Genomic DNA, 18220 nt, shown 5'->3' on the forward strand with positions numbered 1-18220 from the left:
TAACAAATCTTTAAAAAGTTTATTTTCCCTATTTATATCTTTTGTATATTTAAGTTTACTTTCAACAGGATTTGCACTTATATGTTCCATCTCAATTTCTTTTAATTTACCTGATTCATAATCTTGCACGGCATTATTATATTCTTTCATGCTATAATTTTCAGAATCACCTATATAAAATTTTCCAATAAAAATAATAACATATAATACTATCATAGCTATAACTATAGACACTTTTTTAATTTCAATAATTAACTTTTTAATTTCAGCCCCCAAAAAACCTTTTTTTATCATTTAAATTTTCTTACCTCATTCTTCCCTGCTAAAAAGTCATTAGTTTTTTCATATAAAAGATTTGCATTTTTATCATACAAATAAACATATTTTTCTGAAAATCCTACACAATATTTTTCACTTTCAACTTTTCTTTTTTTCTTTAAATATTTATTATAACACACATATTCCCTTTTCCCTGATTCATTAGTATTAAAAATAATAACTTCGTTGTTTGTGCTAATGTTCTCTAAAACTTCACATATTTTATGCGAAATCATTTTACTATTTTCTTTATCCATGTTATACGCATATGTTCCATTGTCTTTTGCATAAATAATATAATTTCCTACAATTGGAATATTAGTTAAATAAAATATCTTTTTTGCTATCACTTTTTCTCTCAAGTTTTGTAAATCAACTCTCAGTAATAAATATTTACTTTTACTATCAATAAACTTCTTATTATTTTTATATTTTACAGCTTCATCATACGTCATATCTGAATAAGCACATAATATAAACAACTTTCCTTTATTTACATTAATTGATGATATATATGCATTATTTTTTTTAATATTAAATATATGCCTTTCTCTTTTGGTTCTTATATCATATTCCAAAATCCCCACTTCATTTTCATCCATTGTGTTACCATTTTTATCAAGAGTATTTTGATACGCTATGTATAATTTATTGTCTATATACACTGCATCCGTAATTATTTCCATGCTTTTAAAATCATGTATTTTTTCTTTATTGTCTCCATCAATATCTACATGATACAATGTTGCCTGAAATGGTCCCTCCCCTTCTCCTATGCTCACATAATATATACCTGTGTTATCATATGTTATCGCTGTATTGCTACCATATGCAGGACATTCTTTTGTATCATGGTTACAACCATTTCTATTACAGGCTATATATCTTTTTCCATCTTCCGCCGAATAGAAATATGTTAATATTCCTTCTGATTTAAAAGCACCCTTTTCATTAAACCAATATCCTATATTCTGAGAATACTGTACCGGCAATATTCTATTACCAGCTTTATAATATTTTTTATACATTGCAAATAATACAAATATACAAACAATTATTGTAAGCAATGAAAAAATATATTTTTTATTAAATTTTATATATTTCTTTGTGCTCATTTTCACTAACTCCTATATTTTTTATTTTAATCTAAGTTTTTCATCTATATTCCTTTAAAAGATAAAAATTTTTTAACATTTTTAATTTCAACTTTCTGTTCTTTCTTTTCTTTTTTTCTACTTTGAGTAGTTAATTTTTTATAATCTTCTTCGAAATTATTACTTTTACATAACTTATCTATATTAAGATATGCCTCTTCAAAATTTGAATTTTTTTTATAATTATATTTGTAACCATTAATAATCGAAATATTACATTCATCTGAATTAAAATAATCTTTTTTGCTCTGACAAACATTTTTTCCAAAATCAGATGACTTTGCATTATATGCATTATCTGATACACCAAAAACCGTTCTTATATAGTTTGACGGCATTTCATTTCCATCAGTATCATATGCATATCCGTCAATTAGTTTAAAATCTTTATTTTTCACTCCGTTTACCAACAAAACTGCTACATTTTTGTCATTTAAAACCTTATCTATAACAAACATACTTTCACTATGTTTATCTGATTTTGCATTTATCATTGTATTTGAATAATCATACGTTTTATAATAATATTTGAATGATTTAACATAATAATCATTTTTTAAGTTTTCTGCTGTAGCATCGTCAACAAAAAAAGCAATATTTGTACTTTTTTGATTTATACCGGTGAGTATTTCCACCTCATCATCATCCAGTGAAATATTTCCGCTTATTACGTTTTTGTTATATAAATTGTTCAATGACTTTATAATACTTTTTAACCTTTCATCATCAAATGACGTTTTTACATTTCCATCCGTATGGCTGTATAATAATCCTCCCATTTCACATAAGCCAACAGAATTTAATATATCATAATAAGAAATATCCCATAGCAGCTGTTTTTTTCCTATATTTTTTGTTTCTATACAGCTTAATGTATCTTCAATATTATCAGGTAAATTTTTGATTTCTGATTTTGTAAATTTATCTTTTTTAAATGCAGCATAACATCTGTGAGGTAAAAAGTTCTGGTTTGGAATTGCAAAAACATGTCCTTCTTTTTCCATTCCTACCCATTCATTTTCATTAAACGCACTATATAATGATGCATTTTTCTGTTGTTTTAAGTCATCTGACATATCATATGCATAATTATTTTTAATTAAGTTTTCATATGCATTGTAATCATTCTCATCATATGTAAAACCACTAAAAAATACGTCCACATATTGTTTATCCAGATAGCTCAAAATGCCCTTATTATAACTTCCCTCTGCATCATCAGTTACATATAAAATATCTATATAACATTTATATTTATGTGAAAGATAATCATTTATTTTCTTTATATTTTCACTGCTTATAACATCTGTATCTGCACTTAGTGTTGGCACACACCATACAATATGATTCTTTTGTTTTTTTTCTTCTTTCAACTTATTTTCAATCTCATAATCAGCTATATATTTTTCTCCATTGTATAATTGCAATGCAGTTTCTATATTATTGTCTAAATTTTCTTCTGTCATTTTCATACTTTTTTCCGAACTCGTAAAACCATTATTTTTTTTGCAACCTGTAAATATTATTATCACCAAAAAACAAATACACATTATTTTTTTCATAATCATCTTTCCTTTCATACAAGGACTACTATAATATAGCAGTCCTTGTCTACAGTCTAGAACTATTATATTATAGTAGTCCTAGACAAATTATATTTTTACCAAAGTATTTCAATACTTTTCTTTGATGACTGATTATTGTCAGCAGATGCTATATGTTCGCTTATTATTGAATATGCATCTTTATGTGAAAATGAAATACTTACCGACATTTTAGCATTATTATCTTTCTTAATAACCCCATAGCCACCCGTTGCCTTTTTATATCTATATGTTGCCGATACATATGCCGATACAACATTTGACCCAAATGATGTAAATGCACTTGCTTCTTTAGAACTAATTTGTGCACCCGCTCTTCCAAAATAATTATTTTTAATTGTCATTGCCTCTGACTTTGACTTTGCTGCTTTAAAAGTAACTTATACCATACTGAGCTACATCCTGCTCATTCGCGAATGCTTTAGTTGCTGATATTCCACCTACTAATACTATTGCCATTAAAAGAACTGCTATTAATACTTTTTGTTTAATTTTGTTTAAAACTTTCACTCTTTTATCCTCCTCGTTATTTTAAATTTTTAATTATTTATATCTTTCCTACTCCTTTCCAGTAACAAACAATAAAATAATCTTTTGTTATCTCATTACTCATCACTTATTTATATATCAGTATAAATCATAAATCTTACAGGAAACTTACACGCCTAAAAATGTCCAAATGTTTAATATACTCCCATAAATAGCAAGTCCCCTTATCTTTAAGTCTAAATTTAAATAAAAATGCGACCTTATCCTTTTTCATGTCATATGACATTACGGATAATTGCCGCATTTTTTTATTTTAAATGTATAATACAATGATCAATATACTTTTTGATGCCGACATCATTATATCTCTTAATTACTTATTATAAATCACTGACTGCTTCATCTAATGTCAGTATAATCTTAAACAAATCACCATCTATAATTACATCGAGATTTCCGTTTTGAAGTTTCATAAGGCTCTGTGCTATTGAAAGACCCAGTCCGCTTCCCTCTGTATTTCTTGATACATCACCTCTTACAAACCTTTCTGTCAATTCCTCACCTGAGATATTTAATGACTGTTCTGACATATTTTTCACTGATATGCATACTCTATTTTTTGCTTCGTATGTGCTGCTATCTTCAGCCTTTCCTAAAATAAGCTCCACATCTATATAAACCCTTGTATTTTCCATGGCATATTTGCATATATTCTGGAATATGTTGTCAAAAACTCTTGACAGGTGTCTGCCGTCTGCCATAACTTTAAGTTCATTTTTATCCCTGTCATCAATTTTAAAATTGACAACCGGTTTGAGATTTCTTTTTTCCATCTTCGGTATATACTCACCGAGACTCTGCTCAATAAAAACCGGCAAATCAAGTTCTGACATATTCACTTCCACATTTCCCGTTGAAGCTTTCGACAAATCAAGCAAATCATATATAAGGCTCTTTAAACGCTGTGACTGCCTGTCAAGTACCTCTACATAACCTGCCGCATTTTGATTTTTCAAATCCTCTTTCTTTAAAAGGTCTACATAACTTATAATTGCCGTAACAGGTGTTTTAATATCATGCGATACATTTGTTATAAGCTCTGTTCTCATTCGCTCACTCTTAATACGGGCATCTACTGCTTTCTTCATACCCTCACCTATATTATTAAGATTCTCAGCTTCTTTTCTTATTGGTGCAAGCATATTTTCTGTTTTTATTTTTCCTTTAACATCACCTTCTGCCATTTGTTTTATGCCCGCATGAAGTTTTGATACATCTCTTAATACCCTTGCAATTATGACTGTTCCAAGAATTTTAGCAATAATCACAGTGAAAAACGCTGCTTCTGAACCACCAAAAACTGCCAGAATACATTCAATAACACCGGCTGCCCAATATACCGTGAATACCAGTATACTTGTCTTTACCATTGTCAAAAGTGATTTTATGTTCTTTGCCACACGCGTAAACAATTTTTTTATAAACATATTATTTATAACAGCTCTGTCTTTTATCTGTGCACAAAAACTTGTATAGAATATTGTAATAAAAATCCCTGCAACAACTCCCGTTAAAATTCCTGCTGTTATAAGATTTGTAAATCCATACCGTATCAATTGTTTTATATCTCTCTTGCATATATTGGTTAATACAAAAAGCATCATACTCATTACTATTCCAATAAGCACAATTACAATATCAGTCGGTATCCTGTAAATTCGTTTAACCTTTCCACTTTCATTTCTTGATGACTTTGCCATCACAGCAATTGCAATTGTGGAAATAATAAGCAGTATTCCTGATATGTAAGTCATAATTGTTAAACTTTTTTCATGGCTTTCATACCAGCACAAATAATAGAAATCATCATTTGAACTTAACTTATTGCTTAACATTCCGGTAATTGTATAGTTATATTCCCTTTTTAAATACTGTGTTGTATTTACATAACAGTTGTCACCCTGCTCCTCAAAACTATGTACGGCAATCATTACGTTACCTTTTAACAATTCAGCTCCATCGCAAGTCTCTAATACCCCTTTTCTAAATTCTCCTGTAAACGGACTTACCCTGCTGGAATCCACGTCAAAACTAAAAGTTGCTTCTTCCCACAAAAATCTTTGTCTGTCAACCTTTATGCCGTCTATCTTTTTTGATGATAATTCTTTTATTTTTCTTTCCGCATAAGTTTCATCAAATGTAACAGAACAAACCATTTCTCCCTCAGTAGAATAAAAATCCAAATTCATTCTCTGATACGGATAAATCTTCTTTAAAATAGAAAACGCAGTTTTCTCTTTGTTTCCGATATATCCGGTACCCGACAAATATTGTTTGACAGCATCATTATATAATTTTTTCTTATTAAATCTAAAACTCGTATTATTAACGTTATCAAAATAACAACCTTTCCCCTCTGTAGACACTTTATAATTGCCGTTTCCTATCATTTCCGAACCATTGTCACCACTTTTTATATCTCGATCTACACAATCCGGTTCAAATATAAACATATAGTTTGAGTTACTATTATTAACATATTCTTTTTTAAGCTTTGATATTGCTCCTAAACGACTTTCAAATACTACATCTTTATATGCGTTCTCATTTAATGCAAGTTTTGCGTAGATTGCTGCCCCTTTATTCATTGAACGTATTCTGCTTTTTATTTCAGACTGCACACCACTTTTCCCTGCACCATATTTTCCGGCGGCTACAGTAAGAATCATACCCATTACTAAAAACACTGATAATGATACAGCCTGAATTATGTTAAAAACAACTGTCAGCTTTCTTTTACTGCTGCTTTCTTTTCTTCTTTCAATACCTTTCATAATTTACTCCCACCTTTCATTAAAATCAAATCGCCCGGTTATTTATTTTTCACACTTATAACCTTGTCCCCAAACTACTTTTAAATATCTCGGCTCTGAAGGATTTATCTCTATTTTTTCCCTCAAATGTCTGATATGTACCGCGACCGTTCCCTCACTTCCCATAGGAGTGTCTTTCCACACCTGCCTGTATATTTCCTTCGGTGAAATTACTTTTCCGGGTTGTTTCAGGAATAATTTCAATATCTCAAATTCCGTAGGTGTAAGGTCTTTTTCCTCTCCGTCCACAAACACCTGCTTTGCAACATCGTCAAGTTCAAGCCCTCTAAGAATATATTTCGCATTTTCGTCTGTTTTCTGTCCACCCCCCAATGTCATATATCTTCTGAGCTGAGCCTTAACCCTTGCAATAAGCTCTACCGGATTAAATGGTTTTGTAATATAATCATCCGCTCCGACATTAAGACCCAGTATCTTGTCTGTATCTTCACTTTTTGCTGTAAGAAGAATAACCGGAACATTTGAATTTTCCCTTATCTTGCTCATTGCAGATATTCCATCCATAACAGGCATCATAATGTCCATAACCACGAGATGAACTTTCTCACTCCCGACAATCTCCACTGCCTCTTTACCATTATACGCTTTTAAAACATTATATCCCTGGCTGTTTAAATATATCGCTATGGCTTCTACTATGTCTTTCTCATCATCACAAATTACTATATTGTACATCTCTCTCTCCATCCTTATGTATGAAATTTTGTCTGAATTTTTATTTTGCAAAATAATTTTAAATTTTTGGCATACATATTTGTGAGCCGTACCGCAGCTTACTACAACTTCCATCTCCCCGGTACAGCTCATATTATCTCAAAAAAAATATTAAGATAAAAGCAGTTAAATCTTTAAGATTTGTTTAAGATTTTGAAGTTATCAATGATACTCTAATCAATATACTCAAATCCTGCAAGAATATATGGAAGCTGATTATTGATAATATCAGAAAATGTCTCAATAGCTTTCTTATCTTTAACTTCATTATACTTTATCATATAAGTACATCCACCTCTCTTACAATCACTGAATCCAACACGCTCCATGCCAGCCATATTGTCCTCTATCTGCGTCAGATCAGTTGTATGTAATCTGTAGATAGTAAACAGTTCCTGCTTAATGCCGTCTTTTTCGCCATAGAATGTAACCATATCCTGTCTACAGCCTATATCTTTATTGTATGCTCCATCTTTTTCCTCAGTTTTAAGATACTTTGCTGTGTCAGAAAGCACATCCAATGTAAAGTTCGCATTAGTTGTAAATCTCTTGTAAGACGGCTCATTTTTGTTTTCTTTAAGTATGAACTCATGTCCATTAAACGAAACACTCTCAACCTTGTCAAGATCAACGATCTCTTTGAAATCAATCTTATAATAACCATTTGACTCTAAAACATGATAATCCTGTTCAGCACCATCCCCTACAAATCTGCTGTCTATTTTTCTTCCGTCAAGATATTTTACAACAAGTCTGTCTTTTCCTTCCACCTGTCTTTCGTACTCCTCTTTAGTTCCCTCAAATTCCCTGTATTTTTCTATTTTAAAATAAGTTGTTAAAGATAACGGTGTGAGTTCAAACTTATTCCATACAACATCAGAACAGTTTAAGTTCATAGGAACATTTATATTTTTTACAATGGATTTACTATTGACCTCAAGTTTCCACTTTAATTTCCACTCACCTTTACATATTGTTATAAATTCACAGTCATTGTCATAATATCCTATATCTTTCAATGTGAATGTCACCTCTTTTCCTGACAGGCTTTCTCCTTTTTTCCAATCATCATCATATGATACTGATATTAAAAATTTTGCAGTATCTCCCTCAAACCAGTTTTTACACACCCCTAAATTGATGCCTCCTTCGTCTATCTTATGATTTTTGACTGAAAAATCATAATTATTGAAAAAGAGTTTTTCGCTACTCTTTTTAAGTCCTTTCACATCAATTACCGCATAAAATCCTGATTCATCAGCCATGACCTGTCCCATAGAAACCTCTACATCGCCGCTCTTTGCTGTTACCTGTGCATCTGAAACCATTTCAGCCGCCTGCTTTTCCTGTGTACCGCCATTTATTCCAAAATAACTGCTTATCGCAGGATTAAGTTTTAATGTAGCTGCTGCCGTTCCGCCCACGAGCAGAGTCACTCCTAAAGCCGCCGCAGCAGCCCTTGTAAATCTTCGTGACATAAATTTTACCTTTATGTTACCATCTGCAGCAGCTATATTACTTTCTGCTTCTATTCTTCCTATTTTTTCCATTGTCCTTGTTAATATACGCTGTTTTTCTTCACTTGTCATCATATTCCCACCTTCTTTTATTTCCTTATTTTCCCCTATTTCGTTCAACATTTCGTCTATATTTTTCATAACTTTCAGCCTCCCATCTCTACGCCACAATGTATCAACTGATTTCTTAATCTCACCCGTCCTCTGCATAGTCTGTTCTCAACTGATTTCTTAATCTCACCCGTCCTCTGCATAGTCTGTTCTCAACTGTTTTTGCTTTAAGTCCCATCCTCTCAGCAATTTCCTTTATACTGTATCCCTCAAAATATCTGAATGAAAATATTTCATTGTCCGGACTTTTCATTTCTTCTATAAGTTGATGCAGTAATATATACTCACTTTTACTTATTACTTCTTTTTCTACATCATTGCCGGCAACAAGTCTTCCTGATGCATCAATATCACTTATTTCTTCATTTGTTAAACCTAATCTGGTTTTTGTAAGCTTTCTGCGCCGGTTTAACGCTGTTCTTCTCGTTATTCCATACAGATACTCTTTAATGCCACATTCATTTGTTACCTCAATCTTATGCCTTGCCATCCACAGTGCCACAAAAGCATCAGAAACTGTCTCTTCTATATCCTCATTTGAATATTCAAGAAGTATTGAACGGCATATGGTTTTGACCGCACTTCCATATCTGTTGATAATCTTTTCCATTGCTTTTGAAGCATCATTGTCAAGCAAACGAAGCATTTCTTTTTCTTCCCTTCTTTCTACTTCCACTCTGACCACTCCTTTATTGTATTTTTTAAGGCCTTCATATTACTATTGGCATATTATGGTAAAAATCCCTCACTTTTTTCAAATTATTATAAATAATTTTTTTCTTACCCCCCCAAAAAAGGACAGCAAACCTGTTAAAAGTCTGCTGTCCTTAGCATTAAACCATCTGTGTTCATTATTTAATGTTCCGATTGACAAATATATCTGATTAGCATAGACTTTACTTAAAAATTTGTTTAAAACAATACGAAGGAGATTAGTATGAATATTGACCTTACAAAAACACAACAATACCTTGAATGGCTCAAGAATAAATTATATCTAAATGCTATCGCACCCTCTGCCAAAAATCGCATTATATATCGAGGGCAAGTATACCGTTGCAATTTAGGTATTGGTGTCGGAAGTGAAGAATGTAAAGAACGTCCTTGTGTAATTCTACAATATAATTCTGCTAATAAGACTTCTCCCAATACATTAGTTGCTCCTATTACACACACATCTTCAACTCTCCCTATTGTTGTACCTATTACAGCACAAACAGATACTTCTGGCAAATTGATACTTGATGGAAATGTTCTGCTAGGAAACATTACTTGTGTAAGTAAAGCCAGACTTGGTGATTACATTACAGACCTAACCTCTGATGAAATGCGTTTGGTGGACAAATCCCTCTCTCTTTCACTTGATGTAAACCATTATTATCAAACTTTACAAAATATGTATAATGACAAATTACAATACATCACAAAATTAAAGGAAAATCGTTCTAACCTCCAAACTACTTTAGCATCCAAACAGCAACAAATAGATGATTTTAAAAAATTACTTGAAACCTACCATTTTGCAAATATACAGGAGTTAACAGATTTTTTAGACAAATCTTCAAAAGATAAGTAGACAAGTTAGTATTTTCGTGCTAATATAAAAGTACAAGAGAGGTATTCACGAGTGGGACACTAATATAGTATTTCAATGAGGGAGCTACGAGTGAGTTCCCTTTTATTTTGCTAATACATATTTTTTCTTTTTTCACATAAAATATTATTACAATTTTTCTTCGGACGAGTGCCGAGAAACTTATTGTAATTAAGTAAAGGGAGTCACGAGCGGACTCCCTATTATTTTGCTAATTTTTTCTAGAAATGCAAGTCATTTACCATAGCACAAAGGGTAAGTGGCTTTATCTTTTGTTCGAACTTTCTTTTCATACAAAAAGAAACCGCAACCCCCGATTTTTCAAGGATTGCGGAATAAATTACTATTTATTTTAAGATACAATCAAATCACTATAAATTACTCAATGATTGTAGCAACCTTACCAGAACCTACTGTACGTCCACCTTCACGGATAGCGAAATTAAGACCCTGCTCCATAGCTACTGGATGGATAAGCTCGATTGTCATTTCTACGTTATCACCAGGCATGCACATTTCTGTACCTGCAGGTAACTCACAAACACCTGTTACGTCTGTTGTTCTGAAGTAGAACTGTGGACGATAGTTGTTGAAGAATGGAGTATGACGTCCACCTTCGTCCTTTGTAAGAACGTAAACCTGAGCTGTAAATTTCTTATGGCATGTTACTGTACCTGGCTTAGCAAGAACCTGTCCACGAACGATCTGGTCTCTGTTGATACCACGAAGAAGAGCACCGATGTTATCACCAGCCTGTGCCTCGTCAAGCATCTTACGGAACATTTCGATACCAGTTACAACTGTCTTACCAACTTCTTCCTTAACACCAAGGATTTCAAGTTCGTCATTGAGGTGAAGTGTACCACGCTCTACTCTACCTGTAGCAACTGTACCACGACCTGTGATTGTGAATACATCCTCTACTGGCATAAGGAATGGCTTATCTGTATCACGCTCTGGGTTTGGAATGTACTCATCAACTGTGTCCATGAGTTCCATAATCTTGTCTCCCCACTCGCTGTTAGGATCTTCAAGAGCTTTAAGAGCTGAACCTTTGATGATTGGACAATCTTCAAAACCGTACTCTTCAAGAGCTTCTGTAACTTCCATCTCTACTAATTCGATAAGCTCAGGATCGTCAACCATATCGCACTTGTTAAGGAATACTACGATATAAGGAACGTTAACCTGACGAGAAAGTAAGATATGCTCTTTTGTCTGAGCCATAACACCGTCAGTAGCAGCAACTACAAGGATAGCACCGTCCATCTGAGCAGCACCTGTAATCATGTTCTTTACATAATCAGCATGGCCTGGGCAGTCAACGTGAGCGTAATGTCTCTTCTCTGTCTCATACTCAACGTGAGCTGTAGAGATTGTGATACCTCTTTCTCTCTCTTCTGGAGCCTTATCAATGTTCTCGAAATCTACTGCTGCGTTACCAGCAACTCTAGCTGCAAGTGTCTTTGTGATAGCAGCTGTAAGTGTTGTTTTACCATGATCTACGTGACCGATAGTACCAATGTTGCAATGAGGTTTAGTTCTTTCAAACTTTTCTTTAGCCATTTTTAATTATCCTCCTTAAATTCATAGGCTTTGCCTAACTAATTTTCATTTTTCGATTTTCGCGTTTTTATAACACTATGAAAAGTATTATATTGCAAATACATCTATTTTTCAAGTCTTTTTAAAGACTTTTACATGGAAAAGACCCTTAAAATTCATTATTCCAAAAATCTTTTCCATGATAAATTTTATATTTTTAAGAATTACTCTGCATTCTTACCTGCAAGAACTTTGTCCTGAACATTCTTTGGACACTGCTGATACTTCTCAAAGAACATTGAGTAGTTACCACGTCCCTGTGTTGTAGAACGAAGTTCTGTAGAATATCCGAACATCTCAGCAAGTGGAACGAAAGCTCTAACAATCTTTCCACCTCCGATGTCATCCATTCCTTCAATCTGTCCACGCTTAGCGTTAAGACTTCCGATAACATCACCCATGTATTCCTCAGGCATTGTAACTTCAACCTTCATGATAGGCTCAAGTAATACTGCATTACCTTTCTTCATAGCATCTTTGAATGCCATAGAACCGGCAATATGGAATGCCATTTCTGATGAATCGACTTCATGGTATGAACCATCCCATACAGTAGCATGTACACCAAGTACAGGGAATCCACCAAGGATACCAGCCTGAGCTGCTTCCTCGATACCTTCACCAACAGCTGGAATGTATTCCTTAGGAATAGCACCACCGACTACTGTTGACTCAAACTTGAATGGTTCCTCACCGTTAGGATCCATAGGCTCAAACTTAACTTTACAATGTCCGTACTGACCACGTCCACCTGACTGTTTAGCATATTTACTGTCAATATCAACAGCAGTTGTAAATGTCTCTTTGTATGCAACCTGTGGAGCACCTACATTAGCTTCTACATTGAACTCACGAAGAAGTCTGTCTACGATAACTTCAAGATGAAGCTCACCCATACCTGCGATAATTGTCTGACCAGTCTCCTGATCTGTATGAGCTTTAAATGTTGGATCTTCTTCAGCAAGTTTTGCTAAAGCTTCACCCATCTTACCCTGATCATTCTTTGTCTTAGGCTCAATAGCGAGCTCGATAACAGGCTCAGGGAATTCCATAGATTCAAGAATAACAGGATGCTGCTCATCACAGATTGTATCACCTGTTGTTGTAATCTTAAATCCTACTGCTGCTGCGATATCACCAGAGTAAACTTTGTCGATTTCGCTACGGCTGTTAGCATGCATCTGCACGATACGACCTACACGCTCTTTCTTCTGCTTTGTTGCATTAAGAACATATGAACCTGAGTTTAATGTTCCTGAATAAACACGGAAGAATGCAAGCTTTCCAACGAATGGGTCAGTCATAATCTTGAATGCAAGTGCTGCAAATGGCTCGTCATCAGAAGATTTACGAACAACTTCGTTACCTTCTTCGTCTGTACCTGTAATATCAGGAATATCTGTTGGTGCAGGCATGAATTCAACTACGCCATCAAGTAACTTCTGAACACCCTTGTTCTTATATGCAGAACCACAATATACAGGTACTGCTTCACAAGCGATTGTTCCTTTACGAAGTGCTTTCTTTAACTCGTCGATTGTTGGCTCTTCACCTTCAAGATATTTCTCTAACAAGTCATCATCTAACTCGCAGACTTTCTCGATAAGGTTGTTGTGCCATTCATCAGCGAGATCTTTGAGATCATCAGGTATTGTAGTAATCTCAATATCTGTTCCCTCATCATTTTTATAGTAATATGCATCCATTTCAAAAAGGTCGATAAGTCCGATAAAGCTGTCTTCCTTACCGATTGGAATCTGAACAGGGATAGCATTTTTTCCAAGACGATCAATAATTGTCTGTACAGACATGAAGAAATCTGCACCCATTTTATCCATCTTGTTGATGAATGCCATACGAGGTACATTGTATGTGTCAGCCTGACGCCATACATTTTCTGACTGAGGCTCAACACCGGCCTTAGCATCAAATACACCTACAGCACCATCAAGTACACGGAGTGAACGCTCAACCTCAACTGTGAAGTCTACGTGACCCGGTGTATCAATGATGTTGATACGATGCTCTAAAGCACCCGGTTTCTTCTTATGATGATCTTCAAGTGTCCAATGACATGTTGTAGCAGCTGAAGTAATTGTGATACCTCTTTCTTTTTCCTGCTCCATCCAGTCCATTGTTGAGGCACCATCATGTGTCTCACCGATCTTATAATTTACACCTGTGTAATATAAGATACGCTCTGTTAATGTAGTCTTACCGGCATCGATATGAGCCATGATACCGATATTTCTAGTTCTATCAAGTGGATATTCTCTTCCAGCCAAGACTCTTTACCTCCTTACCAACGATAATGTGCAAAAGCCTTATTAGCTTCAGCCATCTTATGCATGTCTTCTTTCTTCTTTACAGATGCGCCTGTATTGTTAGAAGCATCTAAAATCTCGTTAGCAAGTCTTTCTTTCATTGTTTTCTCACTTCTCTTACGAGAGTAGAGTGTAAGCCAACGAAGAGCTAAAGCCTGTCTTCTGTCAGGTCTAACTTCAATAGGTACCTGATATGTTGCACCACCGATACGTCTAGCCTTAACCTCGAGCTGTGGCATAATATTGTTCATAGCCTCCTCGAATACTTCAATAGCGTCCTTACCAGACTTCTCTGCAACTTCATCAAATGCACCATAAACGATTTTCTGAGCAACACCCTTTTTACCATCTAACATGATGTTGTTTACAAGCTTAGTAACAACTTTGTTCTTGTAAACTGGATCTGCTAACACGTCTCTTTTCTGTATATGTCCTTTACGTGGCACGTTACTTCCCTCCTTAACATTATTTAGTAATACTAACAGCCGACACTGCATTTTCGTATCACTATCATTAATTCATCGGTACTCACAATTTCTAAGTGTCCGCACCAGGTTAATTATGTGAAATTAATCCGGCACTTCTCCAAATTAGTGAATCTTACTTCTTAGGTCTCTTTGCTCCATACTTAGAACGACCCTGCTTTCTGTTTGCAACACCTGCTGTATCAAGTGTACCACGAACGATATGGTATCTTGTACCAGGTAAATCCTTTACTCTACCACCACGGATAAGAACTACACTATGCTCCTGAAGGTTGTGTCCTTCACCTGGGATATAGCTAGTTACTTCGATACCGTTTGAGAGACGAACTCTGGCTGTTTTTCTAAGAGCTGAGTTAGGTTTCTTAGGTGTAGCAGTACGAACTGCAGTACAAACACCTCTCTTCTGTGGAGAGCTCTGTGCTACTGTTTTCTTATTCAAAGAATTGTAAGTGTACTGAAGTGCAGGAGAATTAGACTTCTTTGTTGAGGCCTTTCTTCCCTTTCTTACTAACTGGTTAAATGTTGGCATTAATTTCACCTCCTATGTTTATAGTCAAAAAGTTAATGTATGCAAAAACGCACACTCACTCAGTATAATAAGTAAGTATGCGCTTGTCAAGACTTTTTTTCTAAATTTATTTGGCAATTTTATTTGGATTTCAAATCGGACAGCATATCTTTAATACTTCCCACTGAGAAGCCTTTTCTATAAAGTTTTGCTACAAGCTTCCGGCTTTCTTCATATGAAAGTTCTGAAGCTTTTTCTGCGTCAAGCCCTAGCTTTTCAAATTGTCTTTTGAGTGCCGCACTGTCATCATAATCTATATTTTCAAGTGCCAGCTCTATATATTGTTCTGAAACATGCCTCTTATAAAGATCCTGTCTCAGTCTCTTTATACTCCTGCTTTCATGATATATTTCAACAAACCTTTTTGCATATCTCTCGTCATCAATATAATGAAAACTTCTGACATACTCTACAGCTTCGTTTACAGCCTCATCACTAAAACCCGCTTTTGACAGTTTATCTGTAAGTTCCCACTCCGTCCTGTCATTATGCTGTAATATAAGCATGGCTCTCTTTTTTGCTTTTAATAACTCATCATTTTTCTCTTCACTTGCTGCCATGATAAATTTTAATTTTCTTTCTCTTCAATAATACTGTCTGTCGGTGTTTCTGTACTTTCTGTCTCATCAGCAAATACACTTTCTTCTTCATCCGATTTGATTTCTTTTGAAAACTTTTCCCTTACTTTCTGCTCAATCTCCGCCATAATATCAGGATGTTCTTTTAGATATGTCTTTGCATTTTCTCTTCCCTGACCAATCTTGTTTCCGTCGTATGCATACCACGCACCACTCTTGTTTACTATATCTTCTTTGGCGGCAAGGTCAAGAATATCTCCCTCTCTTGATATACCCTCTCCGTATATAATATCAACTTCCGCTTCACGGAATGGTGGTGCAACCTTATTTTTCACAACTTTTATGCGTGTACGGTTTCCGATAGCTTCGCCATCTTTCTTTATCTGCTCACCACGTCTTACCTCAAGTCTGATAGATGAATAATATTTAAGTGCACGGCCACCTGTAGTAGTCTCAGGATTTCCAAACATAACACCTACTTTTTCACGAAGCTGGTTGATAAAGATAACCGTACAGCTTGTCTTTCCTATAATCGCTGTAAGTTTTCTAAGTGCCTGAGACATAAGTCTCGCCTGAAGTCCCACATGACTGTCACCCATATCACCTTCAATCTCAGCCTTTGGAACAAGAGCTGCAACCGAATCCACGATAACTATATCTATGGCTCCTGAACGAACCATAGTCTCTGTAATCTCAAGTGCCTGCTCACCTGTGTCAGGCTGTGATATATATAAATTGTCAATATCTACACCAATCTTTTTTGCATATACCGGATCAAGGGCATGCTCTGCATCTATAAATCCTGCAATGCCTCCTCTTTTTTGTACCTCTGCCACCATATGAAGTGCTACTGTAGTCTTTCCTCCTGACTCCGGTCCATATACTTCAACAACTCTTCCCTTTGGAACACCTCCGACTCCAAGAGCAATGTCAAGAGAAAGTGAACCTGATGGCACTGTTTCCACATTGAGATGTGTATTATCTCCAAGCTTCATAACTGCGCCTTTTCCATAATTTCTCTCTATCTGTGCCATAGCAGATTCTAATGCTTTTAACTTGTTCTCATCAATATTTGGTTTTGCCATTTTTAAATCCTCCTTTTACGAACAGATGTTCCTGACATCTATATTATATTCTTTATATAAAATTGTCAATCATTTTTTTACACAGATAAATTATATTTTTTTGTACTATCTGTTTCTATATGTTTTTTTTACAAAAATGTATTTCATTTTCTGTATATTCTTTATAATAGAAATTAAATTTTCGTCATTTTTTGTCATTTTTATAAAAAGTAGACAAAAACTTTATTTTTTTAAACGAGATTTTTTTAGCAACATATATGATTTTGTGTTAGACTATATGCATGATGTAAGAGACAAAATACCTTTTGTTTCAAACATCTGTACTTTATGATATATGAAACTAAATCTAACACAATTTCTGATACATATATCATACTATTATTTTGAAAGGTCGTGTTTTTATGACGCAGAAAACCGTAAATGCCGGAGAATTTTACAAACATTTTAAAGGACAGCTATATCAGGTAAGAGCATTGGCTGAAAACAGTGAGGACAATACGCCAATGGTTGTATATCAGGCAATGTACGCCCCTTTTAAAATCTGGGTAAGACCACTTTCAACGTTTCTCGAAAAGCTTGATAAAGAAAAATATCCCGACGCAGCGCAGGAATATAGGTTTGAAAGAATTATATTAGATGACCGCCAAAATACAGAGGCTGCAAACTGTATGTCAAATTCTATGCAATCTACCGAACCACTTGCAAAATCAAATATTGAACAAAAATCAATTCATCAAGCAGGCACAGCTGCAGAACCGGACATCGTACAATCTGAAAAATCAGCTGCCGTTACAAACACCATACATCCAGAAGAAGCCATAACAGTATCTGACGAAGAAATCACTGATGCACTTTTATCGGGTCAGGTCGAAAGAAAACTTTCCGGAAAGATTTCAGACAATCAATTGGCTGCAAAAGGTCTTATGATTTTCCTTGACGCTGAAAATTATCATGATAAACGCCATATTTTTTCAAGTCTTGAACCATATCTTAATGATACAATGCTTAACAACATTGCCGTTACTCTTGACCTTGTTCTCGATGAAGGCAGCAAGGAACAGCATTTCGAAACAATTTTGAATTGTCTTGAAACACATGAGCATTATGAATGTAACAGACTTCGTTAAAAATGCTAAAAAGGAAGCCGTATATCGGAAATCCAGCCGAAAGGATTCGTTTT

The 18220-nt window shown here is 34.5% G+C and carries 17 protein-coding genes; 2 read left to right on the top strand and 15 right to left on the bottom strand.

The annotated features are described in order from the left end of the window. From ACZLXV_RS06390 to ACZLXV_RS06430, 9 genes are all read right to left on the bottom strand, one after another. Positions 1 to 294: hypothetical protein (locus tag ACZLXV_RS06390; protein WP_482382852.1), on the bottom strand; the 294-nt coding region annotated here is incomplete at its 3' end. Further along, positions 291 to 1433 (bottom strand): hypothetical protein, encoded by a 1143-nt coding sequence (locus ACZLXV_RS06395; RefSeq protein ID WP_022224972.1) that lies wholly within the window; start codon positions 1431 to 1433, stop codon positions 291 to 293. The genes ACZLXV_RS06390 and ACZLXV_RS06395, both read right to left, overlap by 4 nt. 44 nt (positions 1434 to 1477) lie before the next feature. After that, positions 1478 to 2944, bottom strand: coding sequence for a hypothetical protein (locus ACZLXV_RS06400; RefSeq protein ID WP_482382853.1), 1467 nt, complete (start codon positions 2942 to 2944; stop codon positions 1478 to 1480). A gap of 188 nt (positions 2945 to 3132) precedes the next feature. Then, positions 3133 to 3420 (bottom strand): hypothetical protein, encoded by a 288-nt coding sequence (locus ACZLXV_RS06405; protein ID WP_482382854.1) that lies wholly within the window; start codon positions 3418 to 3420, stop codon positions 3133 to 3135. Positions 3421 to 3445: 25 nt separating this feature from the next. After that, positions 3446 to 3586 carry a hypothetical protein gene (locus ACZLXV_RS06410; protein WP_482382855.1) on the bottom strand — a complete coding sequence of 47 codons (141 nt, stop codon included), beginning with the start codon at positions 3584 to 3586 and terminating at the stop codon, positions 3446 to 3448. Between the two features lie 359 nt (positions 3587 to 3945). Continuing rightward, a complete protein-coding gene (locus ACZLXV_RS06415; RefSeq protein WP_482382856.1) occupies positions 3946 to 6399 on the bottom strand; it encodes a sensor histidine kinase in 2454 nt (817 codons plus the stop codon). Positions 6400 to 6441: 42 nt separating this feature from the next. Next, entirely contained in the window at positions 6442 to 7134 is a 693-nt protein-coding gene (locus tag ACZLXV_RS06420; protein WP_482382904.1) for a response regulator transcription factor, read from the bottom strand. Between the two features lie 212 nt (positions 7135 to 7346). Continuing rightward, entirely contained in the window at positions 7347 to 8900 is a 1554-nt protein-coding gene (locus tag ACZLXV_RS06425; RefSeq protein ID WP_482382857.1) for a hypothetical protein, read from the bottom strand. After that, positions 8884 to 9477 carry an RNA polymerase sigma factor gene (locus ACZLXV_RS06430; RefSeq protein ID WP_482382858.1) on the bottom strand — a complete coding sequence of 198 codons (594 nt, stop codon included), beginning with the start codon at positions 9475 to 9477 and terminating at the stop codon, positions 8884 to 8886. The genes ACZLXV_RS06425 and ACZLXV_RS06430 overlap by 17 nt, the downstream gene beginning before the upstream one ends. A gap of 261 nt (positions 9478 to 9738) precedes the next feature. Here ACZLXV_RS06430 and ACZLXV_RS06435 point away from each other — a divergent pair, with 261 nt between their 5' ends. Next, a complete protein-coding gene (locus ACZLXV_RS06435) occupies positions 9739 to 10377 on the top strand; it encodes a type II toxin-antitoxin system PemK/MazF family toxin (RefSeq protein WP_022224980.1) in 639 nt (212 codons plus the stop codon). Positions 10378 to 10773: 396 nt separating this feature from the next. Here the strand turns inward: ACZLXV_RS06435 and tuf are convergent, their stop codons facing one another. The 6 genes from tuf to recA form a co-directional block, all read right to left on the bottom strand. After that, positions 10774 to 11961 (bottom strand): elongation factor Tu, encoded by a 1188-nt coding sequence (gene tuf / locus ACZLXV_RS06440; RefSeq protein ID WP_482382859.1) that lies wholly within the window; start codon positions 11959 to 11961, stop codon positions 10774 to 10776. A gap of 203 nt (positions 11962 to 12164) precedes the next feature. Continuing rightward, complete coding sequence (gene fusA, locus ACZLXV_RS06445) at positions 12165 to 14285, bottom strand: elongation factor G (RefSeq protein ID WP_022224983.1); 2121 nt, start codon at positions 14283 to 14285, stop codon at positions 12165 to 12167. A 14-nt stretch (positions 14286 to 14299) separates the two neighbouring features. Beyond that, positions 14300 to 14770: a 30S ribosomal protein S7 gene (gene rpsG, locus ACZLXV_RS06450; protein ID WP_022015426.1), complete on the bottom strand. Its 471-nt coding sequence runs from the start codon at positions 14768 to 14770 to the stop codon at positions 14300 to 14302. A gap of 154 nt (positions 14771 to 14924) precedes the next feature. Next, positions 14925 to 15338, bottom strand: coding sequence for a 30S ribosomal protein S12 (gene rpsL / locus ACZLXV_RS06455; RefSeq protein ID WP_022015427.1), 414 nt, complete (start codon positions 15336 to 15338; stop codon positions 14925 to 14927). A 119-nt stretch (positions 15339 to 15457) separates the two neighbouring features. Beyond that, positions 15458 to 15937, bottom strand: coding sequence for a regulatory protein RecX (locus ACZLXV_RS06460; RefSeq protein ID WP_022224984.1), 480 nt, complete (start codon positions 15935 to 15937; stop codon positions 15458 to 15460). A gap of 8 nt (positions 15938 to 15945) precedes the next feature. After that, entirely contained in the window at positions 15946 to 17040 is a 1095-nt protein-coding gene (gene recA, locus ACZLXV_RS06465) for a recombinase RecA (RefSeq protein ID WP_022224985.1), read from the bottom strand. Between the two features lie 401 nt (positions 17041 to 17441). Between recA and ACZLXV_RS06470 the strand changes: the two genes are divergently transcribed. Continuing rightward, positions 17442 to 18167, top strand: a complete 726-nt coding sequence (locus tag ACZLXV_RS06470; RefSeq protein ID WP_482382860.1) for a DUF1653 domain-containing protein — start codon at positions 17442 to 17444, stop codon at positions 18165 to 18167. The last annotated feature ends 53 nt before the right edge of the window (positions 18168 to 18220 follow it).

The sequence above is a fragment of the Butyribacter sp. genome, assembly GCF_056818865.1.

Bases quoted from the DNA above. Each gene is read 5' to 3' on its own strand.
- ACZLXV_RS06395 (WP_022224972.1), bottom strand. From the start codon at position 1,433: ATGAGCACAAAGAAATATATAAAATTTAATAAAAAATATATTTTTTCA.
- ACZLXV_RS06400 (WP_482382853.1), bottom strand. From the start codon at position 2,944: ATGAAAATGACAGAAGAAAATTTAGACAATAATATAGAAACTGCATTG.
- ACZLXV_RS06405 (WP_482382854.1), bottom strand. From the start codon at position 3,420: ATGACAATTAAAAATAATTATTTTGGAAGAGCGGGTGCACAAATTAGT.
- ACZLXV_RS06415 (WP_482382856.1), bottom strand. From the start codon at position 6,399: ATGAAAGGTATTGAAAGAAGAAAAGAAAGCAGCAGTAAAAGAAAGCTG.
- ACZLXV_RS06420 (WP_482382904.1), bottom strand. From the start codon at position 7,134: ATGTACAATATAGTAATTTGTGATGATGAGAAAGACATAGTAGAAGCC.
- ACZLXV_RS06425 (WP_482382857.1), bottom strand. From the start codon at position 8,900: ATGCAGAGGACGGGTGAGATTAAGAAATCAGTTGATACATTGTGGCGT.
- ACZLXV_RS06435 (WP_022224980.1), top strand. From the start codon at position 9,739: ATGAATATTGACCTTACAAAAACACAACAATACCTTGAATGGCTCAAG.
- tuf (WP_482382859.1), bottom strand. From the start codon at position 11,961: ATGGCTAAAGAAAAGTTTGAAAGAACTAAACCTCATTGCAACATTGGT.
- rpsL (WP_022015427.1), bottom strand. From the start codon at position 15,338: ATGCCAACATTTAACCAGTTAGTAAGAAAGGGAAGAAAGGCCTCAACA.
- ACZLXV_RS06460 (WP_022224984.1), bottom strand. From the start codon at position 15,937: ATGGCAGCAAGTGAAGAGAAAAATGATGAGTTATTAAAAGCAAAAAAG.
- recA (WP_022224985.1), bottom strand. From the start codon at position 17,040: ATGGCAAAACCAAATATTGATGAGAACAAGTTAAAAGCATTAGAATCT.
- ACZLXV_RS06470 (WP_482382860.1), top strand. From the start codon at position 17,442: ATGACGCAGAAAACCGTAAATGCCGGAGAATTTTACAAACATTTTAAA.